Below are 19,047 nucleotides of genomic sequence, written 5' to 3' on the forward strand. Positions count from 1 at the left end.
CGCCTAGTGAGCGACTCTCGCGTCTTGTTCGAACTCCTGTTCGAGCGCGGCGATCAGCGCCGATTGATCGGCTTCAAGCACGCTGGCGTTCTGAGTAAAAATTAGAAAACAGCGGAGTCGCTTGCCCGGAAACAACGGCGCGACGGCGGCGCGGTAGAGCGCGAGCTGACGCAAATGCGCGCCTTCAATCTTGGCGCGCGGCCGTCCCGTCTTGAATTCGGCGATGAACGCTTCGTTCGCCGTTTCGGCGATCCGGTCGATGCGGCCTGAAACGACGGCTCCATTGTCGAGCGTCGCGACGACATCGACCTCCGGAGTCGATTCGGGTCCAAAGAGCGGCGCGAGGCGGGGGTCGGCGAGCACCGAAAGCGCCGATTGCGCCAGCGCTTCCTGTTTGTCTTCGTCGAGCAAGTTGCCGCGCGCTTGGAGAAAACGCCGCGCCGCCTCTTGCCGATGGTCGGGCGCGCAGGCCGGCAGATGTTGCAACAGCGCGTGGATGAAACGGCCCTGCAGTAGACGTTCGGCCTCGCCGCGCTTCGCGCCGCCGCCGTCGACTTCAAAGTCGATGATGTCCGCGCCGGCGAGCGCGCTCGATGGCCGCAACGGCGGCGCCGGCGCATCTTCGCGCCGCGCTTTGGTCGTGGCGAAAGCGGGAAGTTCGGCCGCGGCCGGGGCCGGCTCGTTTCTCGGCAGATCAAGGCATCGCGGGACCGCGCCACGTTGCAGGATGGTCCGTCCAGATTCAAGCGGGTCGGGCAGAGTTTCGCAACTCGCTTCGAGCGCATTGCGGATCGCGTCATACCAGCAATCCTTGGCGCGTCCATTCACGCCATGAGCGCCGCAAATATAAAGCCGCTCCTCAGCGCGCGTCATCGCGACATAGAGCAGGCGCTGGCTTTCCTCGCGCTCGCTGCGGCGATGCGCATCGCGCGCCTCTTTGAGCGCGGCAGGATCGCTATCCTTGCCAAGCGACCAGAGAAGAATCGCATCGTCCGCCTCTCCGAGCGCATAGAGCTTTGGATCATGCTTGCCCGCAGGCGCGCCACAGGTGTCTGGCAGAAAAACGATTTTCGCCTCGAGCCCCTTCGCCGCGTGAGCAGTCATCGCCCGTACGGCGCCGCCGGCCGATTCCATGTCGCGCTTGATCGAAAGATCGAGCGACTCGGCCATCGCCAAAAACATCGTAAGCGACGGCGGTTGCTCGCGTTCGAAACTCGCCGTGAGTTTCAGGAATTCATCGATTGCGTCCTCCGCTTCGCGGCCGAGTCGCGCGACAAGCTGCGCGCGTCCGCCGTCGGGGCCAAGAACACGGCTGTAGAAATCAAAGGGGGCGAGTTCAGTGGCGTCGCGCCGCGATCGCCGCAGCCGCTCGGCCGCGTGCCTGTAGCGCGCTTTTTCCGACTGCTCGAGCGCCTCGAAGAGCGAAGCGCGGCGCGTCGGCGCTATCGAGACGAGATCGTCGTCGTCGAAGCCGAAGAACGGCGACTTCAGGACGCTCGCTAATGTCAGATCGTCTTGCGGCAGCAGCGCCGCGCGCCCGAGCGCCACGAGATCATGCACGGCGATGTGCTCAGCGAGGTTGAGGCGGTCGGCGCCGGCCACGGCGACATGCTCGCTCTTCAAGGCGCGAATGATCGCTTCAAAGAGCGGGCCACGCTTGCGTACGAGAATTAATATGTCGCCGGCCGCGACCGGACGCAGTTCGCCGCGATCTTCGACACATTCGCCGTTTTCCGGCGCGAGCAGCGCTCTGACTTTGCGCGAGAGCTTTTGCGCCAAAAGCTCATTGGGGTCGTTGGCGTCGGCATAATCGAGCGGCAGACGCCAATCGCTCGGGTCCTGCGCCTTTTCTGCGCCGATCGGCTCCCAAATTTCAATGAGCGCGGCGACATCGGATTTCCACGCCTCGTGCCTTGGCGCCGGCTCCTGCGGATCGAAGCACAGGCCAATACGATTCTCTTCGATCGCGAAAATGTCGTCGACCGCTTGCAGCACGCCAGGCGCCGAGCGGAAGGATTGGGTGAGCCTCACCTCTTCGAAGCGACGCTCCACAACTTCGAACCTCCGGCGGAAATCGCGCCGCATGGCGTCGAATCTTTCGGGCGCTGCGCCTTGAAACGAAAAGATCGACTGCTTTTCGTCGCCAACGGCGAAGAAGCTTCGCGGCGGATGATGGCCTCTCGCCTCGCGCGCGCCGGCGCCGGCGCAAAATTCGTCGGCGATCGCGGCCAATATGTCCCACTGCGCCGAACTCGTATCCTGCGCTTCATCGAGCAGAATATGGTCAATCTGCGCGTCGAGCTTATAGAGAACCCAGGATGGATTCGAACGATGGAGCAGGCGTCGCGCGCCCTCGATCAGATCATCATAGTCCAACAATCCCCGACGCCTCTTGGCGCGCTCATATTCTTCCATAATTGCGTCGCCGAGCGCATGGATCGCCAGCGCGCGATCGGCGGCGGCGGCCGCCTTGCGCTTTTCGACGAGCGGCGCGAGTCGGTCGCGCTCGGACTCCATGCGCATGAGAAGCTGCGGCTCACGCTCGGCGAGACCACGTGTAATGATTTTCGTTTTTCCGGCGCCGCGCGGTTCGCCTTCTGTAGTGAAAAAGGCCGAGAGATAGTTTTCGATACTGTCCGGATGCGGGGCAAGCGCGAAAGCGGACTCGAGCGAATTGGCGAGCTTGCAGTCATTGTCAGAACCGCTGCGCAACATTCGGGCGAGCGCCGGCCACTCTGACGGCGGTTCGCCTTTCTCGATGATTGAAGTTTCAATCCGCGCCAGAGTTTCATCTGTCGTCAGACCGAGCGCCGCGAAAACTCTGGCTTCATAATCGTCCTGCTCGCGCAGCCGCGCAATCTTCTGGCGATGATGCAGCAATTCCTCGCAGAGCGTCTTGAACCCCGCGGCGGATGTGTCGCGCGCGACAAGCTCCAGCGCCTTTCGCAGCGATCCGCAGTCCCGCATGGCGGCGTCGAGCGCGCGGCGGCGCGCCGCCTCCATCAGCTCGGCGCGCTCAAGATCGTCGACGACGCGGAAGGAAGCCGGAACGTTAGCTTCCAAGGGAAAGATGTGAAGCAGCTTCTCGCAGAAGGCGTGAATCGTCTGGATCTTGAGTCCTCCTGGCGTCTCGACGGCGCGCGCAAAAAGCCGTCGCGCGAAATCAAGATCGATGCGCGACTCGACCGTCGCGCCCATCTCAGCAATTTCCTTGGCTAGCGCCGCATCGTCGAGCGTCGCCCAGCGCGCCAGCGCCTCAAAAACCCGCGAACCCATATTGGCGGCCGCAGCCTTGGTATAGGTGAGGCAGAGAACCTGCGAAGGCCGGGCGCCCGCGAGCAGCAGCCGCAAGACGCGCTGCGCGAGCACATGCGTTTTACCGGACCCGGCATGCGCCGAAACCCACGCGGACGCGAAGGGATCGGAAGCCGTTTGCTGACGCCTGATCGTCAGGCTGCCGACGGGACGCTCGCTCATGCCGGCTCTCCACCGCCGCGCATCCATTCCCTCACGCGCGCCAGATGATCGTAATCGCCGACATCGCTCGTGAAAGCTGGATGCGGTCGCGACGCGTAAGGCATGGATTCATCGCGAAACTGCGACAAAAGCGCCTGAAGTTGCACGCGATGCGCCGCAACGACTTCGGCAAAGCGCGCGTCTGTCCACTCAAGCCATTGCGTCTTGCCGCCGTTCCGCAGCCCAATGTAAGCGGCGCAAGCGACGCTCGGAGCGCCGACTTTTTCGAACGCGCCGGCTTCGATCATCGCCGCCTCCAGGGTTAGCTGCGGCGACCAGCCGACTTTGACCTGCTTGTTGGAAGGCGGCGCGCCAGTCTTGTAATCGAAGACATAGGCTTGGCCCTGCCGATCTAACTCTATGCGATCCGCAATTGCAGTTAGATGAAATGTGCTGCCGTCGGCGAGCGTCAGCGCCATTTCGCCACGCGTTTCGACATGGATTTCACAATTGAGCGCGCGTCGCTCCTGTTCGAAGCCGAGCGCGTGACCGAGCCCGGCTTCGATACGCGGCCATTGGAAGCTCACGAAAGCGGAGTCGGACATGAAGCCGTTGAGTTTCTCGCGCGCGAGATAGAGCAGAGTGTCGCGCGCGCCACAGGGAAGCGCGCCGTGCGGATGGCGCATGACGAATTCAGCAAGCGCTTCATGTATCGCCATGCCGATTTCTCTCGTCCCGGCTTCCGTTCCCATGAGCGGCAAAGGCGTGAGTTTGAGAACATATTCGGCGAAGATCGCGTAAGGATCGCGCCGCAGTCGTTCGATGCGGGTGACGCTCAATCGCTGCGGACGCAGCGCTAGAGGAGGACGCGGCTGCGGCCGTTCGATCGCCATCGTCTCCTTTGGGCGATCGAGCGCGGCGGCGATCGTGAGCATGGCGTCGCCGCGTTTCTTGCAGTCGTCGAAAGCGTCGCCCGCAAGCGCCGAGAGACGCGCGATAAAACGCGAAGGCACGGTCGGCGCGCCGTCACGCTTAATGGCGCGGCTCAGCACGACGCGCTTTGCGCCCAGAGCCATGATGAAATCATGCGCGCTTTGGCCAATGCGTCGCTCTGGCGCCATCAGGCCGAGTTGCGCGCGCATCGAGCGATTGAGAAAGGCGCCTGTGTCGGTCTGCGGCGGCCATACGCCTTCATCAAGTCCGGCGAGCAGGATGAGGTCGGCGTCGATCAGACGCGCTTCCAAAGGGCCAAGAATCTTCAGCCGCGGATGCGCGCGTCTTGGGCCGCGCAGCATTGTCTCTGAAAGAATGCGATCGAAGAGCGCCACGTAGTTTTGCGCGTCAAAGCCTTCCGGCGCCTCGGCGTGAGTCAGCCGATCGAAGAGTTCGAACAACGCCGTTGCGCCTTCATCACCACACTCATCGGCGCCAGAGATTACGGCTTCAAACGCGACGCGATGCGCGCGCGCGCGATCGGACAGCGACGCCGTCGGCGCCAAGGCCGCCAATGGCGCGAAAGCGGCGTCTATGCGCTCAAGCGCGTCTTCGATCTTAAGCCAGTCATCGTCGCTGATGCGGCGCGCCGCCGGATGCGCATGCGGCGCGCGCGCCAATTCGCGCGCTGCCGCCACGCGAGGCGCCCAGCCGCAGTCAGGCTGCGCAAACGTCCGCAGCCTCCCGACCTCGATGAGCGGCGCGAGCGCTGAGACTCGCTCGCTCGAAAGTCCAAGCGCGGTCAGCGGATGCGCAAGCAGCGCTGCGACATTCACCGCGCCGGCGCGATCCGAGCCGATCGTCGCGACGAGCCGCGCCAAAGCGCCGATGGACGTTCGCGCGAGCGGCATGCCGCCGGAATCGTCAACTTCTATGTCGAAGCGTCGCAACTCGGCGGCGACGCGCCGCGCAATGAGTCGATCAGGCGTAACGAGCGCCGCGGTGCGGCTTGTCGTCTCCAGCGCCTCGCGCATGAAGAGCGCGAGCGACAAAGCCTCGAGTCGCTCGTCCGGGGCTTCCAGCGCAATGACGCCTTCAAGCGCCTCCGCGAAACCGCCGCTGTGCGTAACCTGATAATCGCGCCACGCTGAGGTCGCTTCAGCAGGCGCCATCGCTTGCGATACGAAGGCCCGCCGCGCCGCGAGGGCAGGGGTCAGCTGCGTGAGTTCGCAAGGCTCGTCGCGCGCAGCGCCCATGGTGGCGAGCAAGCGTTTCAACATCGTCTGCGGATGGGTGAAGGCCGACTCTCCGCCTTTCTCCGTGTGACCTACGCTCGCCCAGGCGTCCGCGCTCATAATTTGATCGAGGCCCGGCAGAACCACTGCCCCATTTTCGAGTGAAGCGATCGTGGCGAGGAGCCGCGTCGTCGTCGGCTGCGTCCCGGTGGAACCGAGCGCGATCACCGGCGTCGCCGGCGGAGACCGATTGAGTTCCGTAATCTGCGCTTCAATCAAGCGCTTCAGATAGGCGCTGGCGTCGATGCGTCCGCGTTCGGCGAGAATTTGCGGCCATTCGCGCAAGGCGATCTGCAGAAATTGCGTCGTGATCGCCCAGAAATCGCTGTAAGCGTCATCGCTAAGCGTCCCGAAGGCGTCGACCGAAACATTTTCAATGTGCAATTCGTCAATGAGGGCGCCGAGGTCGGCGGCGAGCGTGTAAGCCGCCGACGGCGTGGCGGCGACAAGAAGCGGTTCGCTCTCGTGCAGATTGGGCGCGCCGGTCGCATCGATCGAGATGATCGCGCGTCCCAACGCCTCCGCCCATTGCAGAATGAGCTGCGACAGGAGAAGACGCCGCTCCAGCTCTTCGATCGGCGCGCCGAGCGGCGCGTCGGCAACATCAAAGTCTGCGCCGAAAAGAGCGGCGTTCTCGCCCTCCTCCAGAGCGCCGAGCGGCAGTATGCGCGGCAGCAACGTTGCCCGCCGATCCAGCGCCTGCGCGAATTCGGCGGAGAGCGCACGCGCCGCCCGCTGAGTGGGCACATAGATCGTGGCGCGCGCCATCGTCAGCGGCGGCGTTTCGCGCGACAAAGCCGGAACGATTTCGCCGTTGAGCAAGGCCGAAACGAACGTCTTCAGAAATGGCGCGCCTGGCGCGATGGTGAAAAGATTGCGCCGACGAGTGAGCACTGCTCAGCCCCTGCGCGTGGCGATCGCCCGCTCGGCTTCCTCGATGGCGCCGACGGTGCCGACATGAAGCCAGAGACCGCTGGAGACGACGCCATAGAGTCGCCCCTTGCGCGCAGTTTCGAAGAAGAAGGGCGCGAGCTTGAAAACATCATCCGCGACGCCGGTAAAGAGCTGTGGCCTTATGAGTCCAACGCCGGCGTAGACATAGGGCTTCGGGCCTTCGCGCCGAATAATGCGGCCGGCGTCATCAAGATCGAAGTCGCCGTCCCAGTCGACCCCGACGCTTCCTGACGTTGGCGCGAGCAGGAGCGCCGCATCCATCTTGTCGGCGTCAAAGGCCTGGGCGAGCGCGAGGATGTTGGAGCGCGTCGCGTCGATCCAGAAGGCGTCGGTGTTGCAGACGAAAAAGGGATTGTCGCCGATCAGGGGGAGCGCCTTCTTGATTCCGCCGCCCTGATCCAGCAGCAGCGCGCGTTCGTCCGAAATGACGATGCGCGGTCGCGTGCGGTTCTTAAGATGCGCCTCGATTTGATCGGCAAGATGATGGACATTGACGATCGCAGTTTCGACGCCAGCCTGCTCAAACGCGTCAAGCGCGCGGTCGAGCAGGGTGCGGCCAGCGATCGAGACGAGCGGCTTTGGTATCTTGTCGGTGAGGGGCCGCATGCGCGTCCCAAGCCCGGCGGCGAACACCATGGCGACGCTCGGCGCATGCGCGAGCGCGCGCTCGTCAGGCGTCGCGAAACAAGCCGGGGATATTGGCCTCATACCAAGCCCTGACGTCGGCCAACGCCGGATGGCGGAGGCTCTTTCTAAGATAGGATTCTACGCGCGGAAGATGCACGAGATATTGCGGCTTGCGATCGCGCTGATCGAGCCGCGCAAAAATCCCCAGAATTTTTGTCGCGCGCTGCGCCGCCAAGATCGCGTAAGCCTTGGCGAAAGCGGCCATGTCAAACCCAGAATCAGCTTCGCGACGAAGTTTGGCGTAATAAGCGAGGAGCTTCAACTCCAATTCATTGGACACGTCGACGCGGGCGTCCTGCCCGAGCGAGGCCACGTCATAGGCGGGGTGGCCAAGCACGCAGTCCTGAAAATCGAGGATGCCGATCCGCGACACGCCCTTGCGCTGCGCGAGCCACAAGAGATTGGGAGAGTGATAGTCCCTCAGAGTCCACGTGGGCGCAGCGCTCGCCGCCTCGATGAGCGCCTGGCGCCAAAGGTTGAGAAAGATCGCGCGTGCGCCGGACGAAATGGACGCTTTCAGGTGGGGGAGATACCAATCGACCGCCAACTCCACCTCGATCAGCAGCGCGTCAAGATCATAGGGCGGGATATGGTAATTGCGGCCGTCTTCGATCGTGATCATGTCCGGCAGACGTTGCGCATGGAGATAGGCGAGCGCGCCAGCCGCCTCGAGATAGCGTTCGACGATTGGGCCTTTCTCATCGACGACGCTTTCGCCGCCAAGATCTTCGATGATCAGCAAGCCGGCGTCGAAATCCCTGCGATAGACTTCAGGGGCGGAAAGTCCCAGGCCGCGCAGCGCCTGTGACAATGCGACGAAAGGAACGACATTTTCTGCGAGGCGCGCGATAGCGCTGTATGATTTTCCGTAGCGGATCGGCGGCCCGTCTTGTCGGGCCGGCGATATCATTAGTATCGCGCGCCGCCCGTCCGGTTTTTCGAGCCGTTCATAGGCGCGCGTCGAGGCGTCGCCCTGCAAGAACGAGCGCTTGGCGTCGGACCAGTCCGACTTTTGTAGAAGTTCGCGCAGCGCCTTGTGGAATGCAAGGCGCTGAACGAAAGAGCCATAGCCGGAGATTGTGAGCCGTCGCGCCTCGCGATTGTCGCCGTCGACGAAACTCAAGCGCACTTCGAGGCGATCGGGCGAGAGCGCTTCGCGCGCCCGTTCGGCCCATTCAACGAGCACGATGGCGTCTTCAGTCGCGTCCTCCCAGCCCAATCCATCAAGTTCCACAGTGTTCTCGAGCCGATAGAAGTCGGCGTGGACGACGCGCTTGCCGGCGCCTTCATAAATTTGCATCAGCGTGAAGGTCGGGCTCGGCGCTTCAAGCTCAGGGTCGTCGACCAAGGCGCGGATCATCGCGCGGGCGAATGTGGTCTTGCCCGCGCCGAGGTCGCCCGAGAGCATGACGGCGTCGCCGCTGCGAAGAATCGTCGATAGCTCCTGCGCGAGTTCGACCGTTCCGGCTTCGCTGCCGACATCAAGGCGCCAGACTGCTTTTTGCGGTGACTCGTCGCTCATTCGGCGCCTCCTGCGCTCGCTGCGACGAGACGCTCTTCTTCATGCGCCGCAGGCGCCGGGAAGATGCAGGTGACGGTCGTGCCTTCGCCAGGCGCGGAATCAATGAAGACCTTGCCGCCATGGAGGTCCATGAAGGCGCGCACGATCGAGAGACCAAGTCCCACGCCGCGATGGCGTGAACCGGCGGTATGCGATTCGAAGCGGTCGAAGACGCGTTCTAGAATTTCCGGCGAAATCCCGCGCCCGCGATCGGTCACTTTGAAGACGATTTCGTTCTCGCGTCGCATCACGGCGAGCGTGACAGTCTGGCCCGGACGCGAGAAGCCGATGGCGTTAGAAAGCAGATTGAACAGGATTTGGCGCACCCGCTTGGCGTCGCCACGGAACGCTCCGACATCGTCCATCGCGACGATCTGGACCTCGATCGAATTCTCTATGAGTCGGTCTTGTACGCCTTCGATGGCGGCGCGCATCGTCGTCTCGACGTCGACATCGGAAAATTCGAGCTTCATCGCATCCTCGTCGATAGTCGCAAGATCGAGAATATCATCGACGATGGCGAGCAGCGCCGCCGAGGATTTGCTCACGTAGCCAAGATATTCGCGCTGGCGGGCGTTGAGCGGTCCGGTCGAGGCCTCTCCGAGGAGATGCACGAAGCCGTTGATGTTGTTGAGGGGCGACCGCAACTCGTAGCTGACGTGATGAATGAAGTCATTGCGTAGCTTTTCGGCTGCGAGCAGCGCTTTGTTGCGGTCCGTGAGCGCGCGCTCGACGCTCACGTCGGCGGAAACATCGACGAAGGTGAGGAGCGCCGCGCCCTCGAGCAGAGGTTGCGCCGCGCAATCCAAGACCACGCCATCGTTGCGCTCGATGCGCCGGGTCAAGCCTTCGCGCATTTCATTAAGGCCGGTGACGAAACCCTGTAGCGCCGCCCATGTCTCCTCTTTGGAGTGCAGCGCGCGACATTCGGCGGCGACCGCCTCGAAACGGGGTCTCTTCGCGAGTTCCTCGGGATCGAGGCGCCAGAGGCGGGCGAAGGCAGGATTGCTGAACCTCAAGCGTCCGTCGGAGCCAAAGACCGCGACGCCCTCATGGAGCGTATCCAGCGTTTCGCTCTGCATGCGGGCGAGCGCATTGAAACGCGTTTCGAGATCATAGGCCTTGGTGGCGTCGTCATAGAGATAAGTGACGCCGCCTTGGGGATTCGGATGCGCGACGACATCGACGATCCTGCCGTTCGGCAGATGCCATGTGTGGGTTACGGGCTCCGGCGAATGGTAAGCCTCGAACAGCCGTTCCTTCCAGGCTCTGTAATCCGATTCTACCGGCACGCGCTGCTCGGCGCGCAGCCGGTCGAGAATTTGTCCGTCGGTGGGCTTTTGTTCAAGAAAAGCGAGATCGAGCTGCCACAGTTTGGCGTAAGCGTCGTTGCAATACATAAGGCGTCGCGCGCGATCGAAGCTCGCGACCGCCGTCGGCAGCTGATCGAGCGTGCGCACATGCGATTGCATCTGCTCTTCGAGATCAGCGCGAACCGTCTCGACCTCGTGACGATCGATTGCAATGGCGGCGGCCGCCCCCGAGGGGGCGGCCTGCGTCACGTCGAGCGGATGACGTTCGCCTGCGACGACCGCGTTGACCCGCTCGCGCCAAACGCTGTTTTTGGCGCGCGCTTGCTCAGCCGCGCTGCGCGCCGACTGATCGAGCAATTCCAGCTTTCTGGCGACGGCGTCCTCCGGGTTCTTCGCTTCCACCGCCTGCGCGTAGGCGTCGTTGACGAAAATGAGTTCGCCTGCGTCGTCGCGTATCCAAAATGGCGCAGGCAGCGCCTTGAGCATCGCGCGCAGACCGGCAAGTTCGGATTGCGCCGCAGCGTAACGCTCGCGAAGGCCTATCAACTCCAATCTGTCGCCGGAGACTTCGCGAATGCGCAGTACGGCGCTGCCGCCAACCGCGCGACCGTCGGCGTCGAAATGCCGTCCGGCGACGCCGCCAAGCGCCAAACGAAAGCTTTCGCCGCTTTTTCGCAGACGTTCAACGGCGCCCTCAAGCTCCTGAGCGTCTTTGGGCGCAAGCCAGGCGCTAAAGTCCAATAGCCGGCGCGGCGCGACGGCAGCCCCTGTCATCATCAGCGAGGAAGAATGGATGTCCGGTTCGGCGTCGGCCGCCTTCCAGGCGAGGAAAATCTGCGGTTCGGCCGCGAGAAAGGTTTTCGCCCGGTCGAGTTGGGCGCGGGCGTCCTCGCTTTCGGCGCTTAGCGCGGCTTCGCGCCGGCGCCAGACGGCGCGTTCGCGCACATGCGTTATGACGATGGCGGCGGCGAAGATCGCCAACCCCCCGCCGAAAGCGAAACTGACGACTTGCGGATCGAACGACAGATCATCGAGAACGCCAGCGGCGCGCGCCGGCGTCGCCTCGAGCCATAAAAGCAGAGACCCGAGCGAAGCGCCGGAAAAAGGGGGAGCGCCAGAATAATGGGTCGCGCGCCGCCGTCTCTTCATTGCGAGGACGACTCCGCTTGCTGGCGATCAGCATGCTGGCGATCGGCTTGGTTGCGATCGGCTTGGCGCGTCATGAGAACCGGTCTCCACGGTCAATTGCGGGCGCTCATCACAACAACGCCGTAAGCGGTTCACGCAGGACACGGACGAAAAGCCTGCGGAGCGCAGGATCATGCGGACAGATTCCGTCGACAGGAAGACGAAAGGCCGCCCGTCGCGCCGCTTGCGAATCAGCTTCAATCTTAAGCGCAAAAGCCCAAAACGGAATCTTTGGCGCAAAACAAAACGGCCCCGCTCCAGGCGAGGAGCGGGGCCGCGTATGGCGGAACGGCTGAGCCGGATCAGTAGCGATAATGTTCCGGCTTGAAGGGGCCGTCCTTCGGCAGGTTCAGATATTTCGCCTGCTCGTCGGTCATATGGGTCAGCTTCACGCCGATCTTGTCGAGATGGAGCGAGGCGACCTTCTCATCGAGGTGCTTGGGCAGCGTGTAGACTCCCACCGGATACTGGCCCTGCTTGGTCCACAATTCAATCTGCGCCAGCGTCTGATTGGTGAAGGAGGCCGACATCACGAAGGAGGGATGGCCCGTCGCGCAGCCCAGATTCACCAGGCGCCCTTCCGCGAGCAGGATGATGCGCTTGCCGTCCTGGAACTCGATCTCGTCGACCTGCGGCTTCACATTATGCCATTTGAGATTGCGCAGGCCCGAAACCTGAATCTCCGAGTCGAAATGGCCGATGTTGCAGACGATGGCGCGGTCCTTCATCGCGCGCATATGGTCGATGGTGATGACGTCGATATTGCCGGTCGCGGTGCAGAAGATGTCGGCGCGCTGCGCCGCGTCCTCCATCGTCGTCACCTCATAGCCTTCCATCGCCGCCTGCAAAGCGCAGATCGGATCGATTTCGGTGACGAGCACGCGGCAGCCCGCGTTGCGCAGCGAGGCGGCCGAGCCTTTGCCCACGTCGCCATAGCCGGCGATGCAGGCGACCTTGCCGGCCATCATCACGTCGGTGGCGCGGCGGACGCCGTCGACGAGCGACTCGCGGCAGCCATAGAGATTGTCGAATTTCGACTTGGTGACAGAGTCGTTGACGTTGATCGCCGGCCAGAGGAGCTTGCCCTCCTTGTGCATCGTGTAAAGGCGATGCACGCCGGTCGTCGTCTCTTCGGTGACGCCTTTGATCGCCTCGGCGTTGCGCTTGTAGAAGCCGGGATTGGCCTTCAGGCGCTTCTTGATCGCGGCGTAGAGAACTTCCTCTTCTTCATTCGAGGCGGTCTCCAGAAAGGCGACGTCGCCCTGCTCGGCGCGGAGGCCAAGATGAATGAGCAGCGTCGCGTCGCCGCCGTCGTCGAGGATCATGTTCGGGCAGCCGCCGTCGCCCCATTCGAAAATCTTGTGGGTGTAGTCCCAATAATCTTCCAGCGTCTCGCCCTTCTTGGCGAAGACCGGCGTGCCGGTGGCGGCGATGGCGGCGGCGGCGTGGTCCTGCGTCGAATAGATGTTGCAGGAGGCCCAGCGCACGTCGGCGCCGAGCGCCTTCAAGGTCTCGATCAGCACCGCCGTCTGGATCGTCATGTGCAAGGAGCCCGCGACGCGCGCGCCTTTCAAGGGCTGCGCGGGGCCGAATTCGGCGCGGGTCGCCATCAGGCCCGGCATTTCCGTCTCGGCGATGGCGATCTCCTTGCGGCCCCATTCGGCGAGCGAAAGATCGGTGACGGCGAAATCGTTAAAGTGATGTGCGGTCATGCGAAATCCTTGTGTTTTCCTGCGCGGCTTAGTCTCGGATGTCATTTCCGACGTTTCGCGCGAGCCGAAGCGATCGGGAATTCAGAGCAGCACCCTGCATTTCGCGTCTGCTCTGGATTCCCGGTCGGACCTGCGGCCTGCGGGGAATGACAACCAAGCTACGGCTCAACCGAATTCGCGCCGCCAGCCCAGACTAGCGGCTCGGAGCGAGCCTATAGCAGGGGCGGCCGAGAAAGGCAATAAAGATATAAAGATTTCTTTATGTCTATCCGCTGCAGAGGCCGAGTCGCCGCAACAAAACGAAACAAACGCGCCAGAATCTCGACACGCCTATCCGGCATGTCCCGGCTGGGAACTGCTCGCTTGGAGCCGCGAATACGCGAATTAATGAGATGCTTGGCCTTGAGTGAAACCGCACCGGGCGCGGTCGAAAAGCGACGAATCCTCGTCGTGGAAGACGACGTGGAGATCAGATCGCTCGTATCGAGATACCTCAGCGATCACGGTTTCAAGGTGATGCTTGCCAGGGACGGCAAGCAGATGGACGAGGTTCTCGCTGGCGAGCAGGTCGATCTCATCGTGCTCGACATCAATCTTCCCGGCGAGGATGGGCTTTCGATCTGCATGCGTATGCGGAACACGGGAGGGCCTCCGCTAATCATGCTGACCGCGCGAGGCGAGGACACGGACCGGATACTTGGAATCGAACTCGGGGCCGACGATTATCTGGTCAAACCCTTTATTCCAAGGGAACTGCTCGCGCGCATTGGCGCCGTCCTCAGGCGGACCGCCCCGAATATCGAGCCATCTCAGAAAATCAGCGCCTATTGTTTCTCCGGTTTCCTTCTAGACCCTTCCACGCGGCGACTGTTGGAGCCGACCGGCGTAAGGGTGATCCTGACGAGCGCGGAATTCGACCTGCTCCTGACGCTCTGCCGCAATCCCGGGAAAGTCTTCTCGCGCGACGAGCTGAAGGCGGCGTCAACGACCGAACGGAGCGTGGACATTGTGATAAGCCGGCTTCGTCAAAAGATCGAGGCGGACCCGCGAGACCCAGCGCTCATCCAGACAGTCCGCTCGATGGGCTATACGTTCACGGCGAAAGTCAGCGTTCAGTGAGGACGTCTGCGTTCCGAAACATCAATGTGCAGTTGGGGCTTCTCCTCCTCTTATGCGTCGGCCTGTTCCACGCGGCGGTGACCGCGATCCTTTTCCTGACTCACCCCGCTCCTGACGATCCTCGGGACCAAAGCGCCGCCGTCATCGTGGCGTCTTTGACGGCTTTAGACGCCGCTTCCGTGACGGAAAGGCCGATGATCGCCGCCGCCCTGAACGCAAACCTTCCAGGTTTTCACGTCGAGCTTTCGGAGTCGGTAGTCGCCGCGCGCAATGGGCGTCACCCGGTCTACTTTCGATCCCGGCTGCCCGTTGGGGTCGAGATCGAAATGAAAGAGGGCCAGCAATTGTTCGGGTCGTTGCATGACGGCCAGAACTTCGTGCTCGACGCTCCCGATGCGCATCCAGGATTGCGTCGGTTCATCATCATCACCGTCGGCTTCGTCGCGCTCAGTCTGTTCGTCTTCTCACTATGGGCCGCGCTGTCGCTTACGCGTCCCCTTACGAACTTCGCCAACGCCGCCGAGTCCTTTGGGCTCGACAGCGTCCCGGCGCAACTGCCCGAGAAGGGTCCCGAAGAGGTGCGCAAGGCGACGCGAGCCTTCAATCGCATGCAGCGTCGCATTGCTGAGATGGCCTCTCAGCGAACGAGGATGTTGACGTCGGTCAGCCATGATTTGCGGACGCCGATCACGCGAATGCGTCTTCGCGCTGAATACATCGAAAACAGCGACACGAAAGCGAAACTGCTGCGGGACATCGACCAGATGGAGGCGATGGTCGGCGGCTGTCTCGACTATTTGCGCGGGGGCTTCCGCCAGGAGTTGGTGGTGCTGGATCTGGCAAGCCTGTTGCAATCGGTCGTCGACGAATTCGTCGACGTCGGCGCAGACGCCCGCTACGACGGGGTCGGTCACGCCAATGTTCTGGGCAGCCCAGATGATCTGCAACGCGCCTTTTCCAACCTTATAGACATTGCGGTGAAATACGGGGAGAGCCCGGAGATCCGCCTGTCGGGGAACGATGAAGCGGCCGTCGTCGAGGTCGTCGACAGGGGTCCGGGCATCCCAGCGGAAAAAAGGGAATTGATGCTTGAGCCTTTCGAGCGGGGAGATGCGGGCGCGTCCATGAATGCAAACGAGGGCTTCGGATTGGGCTTAGCGATCGCGCGCGCGATCGTGGAAGCCCACAGCGGACGCCTGACGTTGGACGAGCGGATTGGCGGCGGCCTCGTCGCCAAGGTGTGCCTGCCCAAGATTTGACCTCGAAACAAAACGAAACAAATCGAACAAATAAATGTCTTTGGAGAATCCGACCTAGGACCCGAAGAGGGTCATTGGGATGTCGGCACATCAATCGGTTCCCGGCTGCGTCGCGCTATCGGGCAAAACAGTCGCAGTCGTGCATCCTGCCTGGCATTCCTGCGGAACGCATCAGGTTATCGCGAGTCAAATAAGGGCCTACAAAAGTCTTGGCGCGCGTGTGCTCTCCGTGGCGATCATGGACGATGTCACGCGCTCGATCGGCGCCGGCGCACGCTGGAATGATTATCGTGCGCATAGTCGGGACCTCGCTGCCGACGGGAGATATGAATCGTCCGCAACGATCGCGGACCTCTTCAAGACGGCGCTCCTGAGAGACGGCTGGTGGCGTTTTATTCATGGCGACCATGCCAATTGGCTCGTGGAGGTGGTCAAGCGCGCGCCTCTGCCCGAAGGGCTCGATACGGACGCGATCGACCTGATCCACGCCAATCATTTCTTCGTGATGCCCTTCGTCGAGAGAATGCGCGAGCGGCGCCGCATTCCCGTAATGATCGACACTCATGACATCCAGGCGCGGCAATACGAGCTCCGCAATCGGACTGGATTCATTCTCCCGCCGTATGCCGGCTATGATGGTTTGCTCGCGGTCGAACTCGACTGGCTCAGGCGCGCCGACATCTGCATTCACTTGAATTCGGAGGAGCATGCGGCGTTCAGCCGTCTTCTGCCCCTCTCTTCTCACGAGTTGATCTATCCTTCGATCGCCCGAGTGCGTGCCGGAGCCAATGGCGCCCAGGCCATTTTTGTCGCGAGCAACAATGCGGCGAATTACATCAGCGCGCGATGGTTTTTGAAATATATTGCGCCACGCGCGCGCGAAATGTCGATCTCCATTTTTGGAAACATTGACGGGGGCGTGAAGAGCCGTGACAGGGGGTTATATGAGAATAATCGCCATCTTTTCCGGGGCGAGATCGCCGATATACAGTCCGCCTACGCCGATGCAGCTGTTGTCCTGCTTCCAACTAGAGAAGGGCATGGCCTTTCGATCAAAACCGTGGAAGCTCTGTCCAGCGGACTGCCGATCATTGCGACGTCGAAGGCTTTCAGGGGAATGGAGATCGACCCTTCGCGACTCGGGAACGTGTTTATCGCGGACGACGCCAGCGAATTCGCCGCCGCTATGGTCGAGCGCCAGTCAATGGATCGAGGAAGCGATCCGAGGGCGAGCGATACGCGTACGCTATACGAAGAGAGATACTCACTGGAACACTATGCAAGTCGGCTGGGCGACGTCGCATGCAAGTTGATTGCCCGGATGCAAACGACGTGAGCCATGCCGGCGGCGCTTTTCTGTCGCGGCAACGGGGCTTCCAGCAGGCAAAAGTTTGTTACAGGACTTGCGATAGGTTTCGCGCCGCGCAGCCATAATTGACCACAGGCCAAATGCGCCTCTAAGCAACATGCGCGGGAACCTATGAGGCCGATTCGTCGGCGCGGGGCGCTGGCGCCGATGACCTTCGACATTTATGAGCTGGGGCTGCTGCTCGCCGTCACGACCGCGGTGGCGCTCGTCTGCGAGCGGATGAGGCTGCCATATACGATCGGCCTGGTGCTCGCTGGCCTCGCTCTTGCGGCGCTGCCGCTCAAGATCGAACTGCCGCTGTCAAAGGACTTCGTCTACACCTTCCTGCTGCCGCCATTAGTGTTCGAGGCGGCGCTGCGGCTGAGCTGGCCAAGGCTGCGCCGCGATCTTCCGGTGATTCTCACGCTCGCCGGGCCAGGACTCATCGTCTCGGCGCTGCTGCTTGCAGCCGGCATGCACTGGATCGCTGGCTGGTCGTGGACCGCGGCGGGGCTGTTTGGCGCGCTGATCTCGGCAACCGATCCCGTCGCTGTCGTCGCCACCTTCGACGAAGCCAGGGTGCGGGGGCGGGTCGACCTGCTGGTGCGCGCGGAAAGTCTGATAAATGACGGAACGGCGGCGACGGCTTTCGCCATCCTGCTTGCGATCGCGCTCGGCGCGCCGGCCGCGCCCATGGAAGTGACATGGACGTTGCTTCTAACTGTTGGCGGGGGGCTCGCCAGCGGCTTCGCCGTGGCGGGAGCGCTACTCTTTTTCGTGGGTCACACCAATAATAACTTAGTCAAGATCACGCTAACGACGCTGTGCGGTTATGGCTCCTTTTTGTTGGCCCAGCGAATAGACGCTTCGGGCGTGCTAGCTGCGCTTGCGGCAGGTCTGGTCGTGGCGCAAGGAAGCCGGTGGGGGCTTTTCGGCTCTACCGGACAGGGCGCGGTCGCGGCCTTCTGGGAATATGTCGCCTTTCTCGTCAATTCGGTAATCTTCATCCTGATTGGTCTGCATGAGGCCGAGCGGCATTTTCTGCCGGTGTTCTGGCCCGCCTCCGCCGCGATATTGCTTGCCGTCGCCGGGCGCGCCATTGCCGTCTACCCCTTCTGCGCCTTGTTTCGGGGAACGCGTTACGCTGTCGAACTCAGGCACCAACATGTGCTGTTCTGGGGCGGCTTTCGTGGCGCCTTGCCGCTGGCGCTCGCGCTTGGATTGCCGATGTCGATCGCTGAACGCGAAGACCTCGTCACCGTGACCTTCGCGGTGGTGGCGTTCTCCGTCTTCGTTCAGACGCTGGTGATGATCCCGTTACTTTATCGGCTGGGAGTGATTCATCGTCCGGCAGATCAGACTTAAGCGTTACTGGAGCGATCGGGAATCCAGAACAACATTCCGCATGTCTGGGAGTCGCTCTGGCGACGCCGTCGGCTATGCCGGCAGCATGACCACTTTGGTCTTGATCGGCGTTCGTGAATAGAGGTCGAGCATGTCCTGACTGAGGAGGCCGGTGCAGCCGCTCGTGATGCCGGACCCGATCGTCTCGGGGTCGCTGGTGCTGTAGATCGTGTAGACCGTGTAGGCGCCGTTCTTATAGAGATAGAGCACGCGGGCGCCGAGCGGATTTTCCAGACCTCCAGGCATGCCGCCGGCATATTTGCGCGCCTCTGGCTGGCGCGCCATCATCTCCTTAGGCGGCGTCCAGGTGGGCCATTCGGCCTTGCGCCCGACATAAACTTCGCCGCTCCACAGGAACCCTGGGCGGCTGACATTGGCGCCGTAGCGGGTGGCCATTCCGTCGCCTTCGATGCGGTAGACATAGTAGTTGGCGGGATCGACGATAATCGTGCCGGGCGCTTCCTTGCTGTCGTAGCGCACTGTCTTGCGAAAATATTTCGGATGGAGCTTGCCGATGTCGACCGCCGGGATCGGGTATTTTTCGTTGGGCACAGCGGCGTAAAACTTGGCCGCCTCGGCGCGCCCCATGTCGTCCGACACGCAGCCGGCGAGCCCGGCCGCGCCGAGACCGGCGGCGGAGCCGACGAGAAACGACCGGCGGCTGAGACGCCCCGACCGAAGCCCGAGCAGAACACCCTCGTTGCTTTCGCCGGAATCGGCGATCCCATCGTCAATGATCATGATTTTGGAGCCCCCATGACCTGTCGCCGGACCTAAAGAATAATCCGGCGTAAACCCGCTGAACGTCTTCACTGAGC

General features: G+C 62.3%; 11 protein-coding genes. 4 read left to right on the top strand and 7 right to left on the bottom strand.

Annotation, left to right across the window (positions count from 1 at the left end):
* Positions 1–3: 3 nt before the first annotated feature.
* From addA to ahcY, 6 genes are all read right to left on the bottom strand, one after another.
* Positions 4–3,477, bottom strand: a complete 3,474-nt coding sequence (gene addA, locus FEV16_RS14805; RefSeq protein WP_138168387.1) for a double-strand break repair helicase AddA — start codon at positions 3,475–3,477, stop codon at positions 4–6.
* Positions 3,474–6,578, bottom strand: a complete 3,105-nt coding sequence (gene addB / locus FEV16_RS14810) for a double-strand break repair protein AddB (RefSeq protein WP_138168388.1) — start codon at positions 6,576–6,578, stop codon at positions 3,474–3,476. Before addB ends, addA begins: the two co-directional genes overlap by 4 nt.
* A 3-nt stretch (positions 6,579–6,581) precedes the next feature.
* Positions 6,582–7,274, bottom strand: coding sequence for a nucleotidyltransferase family protein (locus FEV16_RS14815; protein ID WP_138168438.1), 693 nt, complete (start codon positions 7,272–7,274; stop codon positions 6,582–6,584).
* Positions 7,275–7,308: 34 nt separating this feature from the next.
* The gene (gene tsaE / locus FEV16_RS14820) at positions 7,309–8,847 is read right to left on the bottom strand and encodes a tRNA (adenosine(37)-N6)-threonylcarbamoyltransferase complex ATPase subunit type 1 TsaE (RefSeq protein ID WP_138168389.1); all 1,539 of its coding nucleotides are present in this window, start codon (positions 8,845–8,847) and stop codon (positions 7,309–7,311) included.
* Positions 8,844–11,348, bottom strand: coding sequence for an ATP-binding protein (locus tag FEV16_RS14825; protein WP_138168390.1), 2,505 nt, complete (start codon positions 11,346–11,348; stop codon positions 8,844–8,846). The genes tsaE and FEV16_RS14825 overlap by 4 nt, the downstream gene beginning before the upstream one ends.
* A gap of 341 nt (positions 11,349–11,689) precedes the next feature.
* Entirely contained in the window at positions 11,690–13,099 is a 1,410-nt protein-coding gene (gene ahcY, locus FEV16_RS14830) for an adenosylhomocysteinase (protein WP_138168391.1), read from the bottom strand.
* 387 nt (positions 13,100–13,486) lie between these two features.
* Between ahcY and FEV16_RS14835 the strand changes: the two genes are divergently transcribed.
* The 4 genes from FEV16_RS14835 to FEV16_RS14850 all read left to right on the top strand — a co-directional run bounded on the left by FEV16_RS14835 (position 13,487) and on the right by FEV16_RS14850 (position 18,190).
* Positions 13,487–14,218, top strand: coding sequence for a response regulator (locus FEV16_RS14835; protein WP_138168392.1), 732 nt, complete (start codon positions 13,487–13,489; stop codon positions 14,216–14,218).
* On the top strand, positions 14,215–15,477 hold the full coding sequence (locus FEV16_RS14840; protein WP_246657360.1) for an ATP-binding protein: 1,263 nt from the start codon (positions 14,215–14,217) through the stop codon (positions 15,475–15,477). The genes FEV16_RS14835 and FEV16_RS14840 overlap by 4 nt, the downstream gene beginning before the upstream one ends.
* A gap of 79 nt (positions 15,478–15,556) precedes the next feature.
* Entirely contained in the window at positions 15,557–16,813 is a 1,257-nt protein-coding gene (locus FEV16_RS14845) for a glycosyltransferase (RefSeq protein ID WP_138168393.1), read from the top strand.
* Between the two features lie 180 nt (positions 16,814–16,993).
* A complete protein-coding gene (locus FEV16_RS14850; RefSeq protein ID WP_138168394.1) occupies positions 16,994–18,190 on the top strand; it encodes a sodium:proton antiporter in 1,197 nt (398 codons plus the stop codon).
* Between the two features lie 72 nt (positions 18,191–18,262).
* Here the strand turns inward: FEV16_RS14850 and FEV16_RS14855 are convergent, their stop codons facing one another.
* Positions 18,263–18,970 carry a L,D-transpeptidase gene (locus tag FEV16_RS14855; RefSeq protein ID WP_138168395.1) on the bottom strand — a complete coding sequence of 236 codons (708 nt, stop codon included), beginning with the start codon at positions 18,968–18,970 and terminating at the stop codon, positions 18,263–18,265.
* Positions 18,971–19,047 lie beyond the last annotated feature (77 nt).

This window comes from Methylocystis sp. B8 (genome assembly GCF_005771425.1).
In the GTDB taxonomy this organism is placed as follows: domain Bacteria; phylum Pseudomonadota; class Alphaproteobacteria; order Rhizobiales; family Beijerinckiaceae; genus Methylocystis.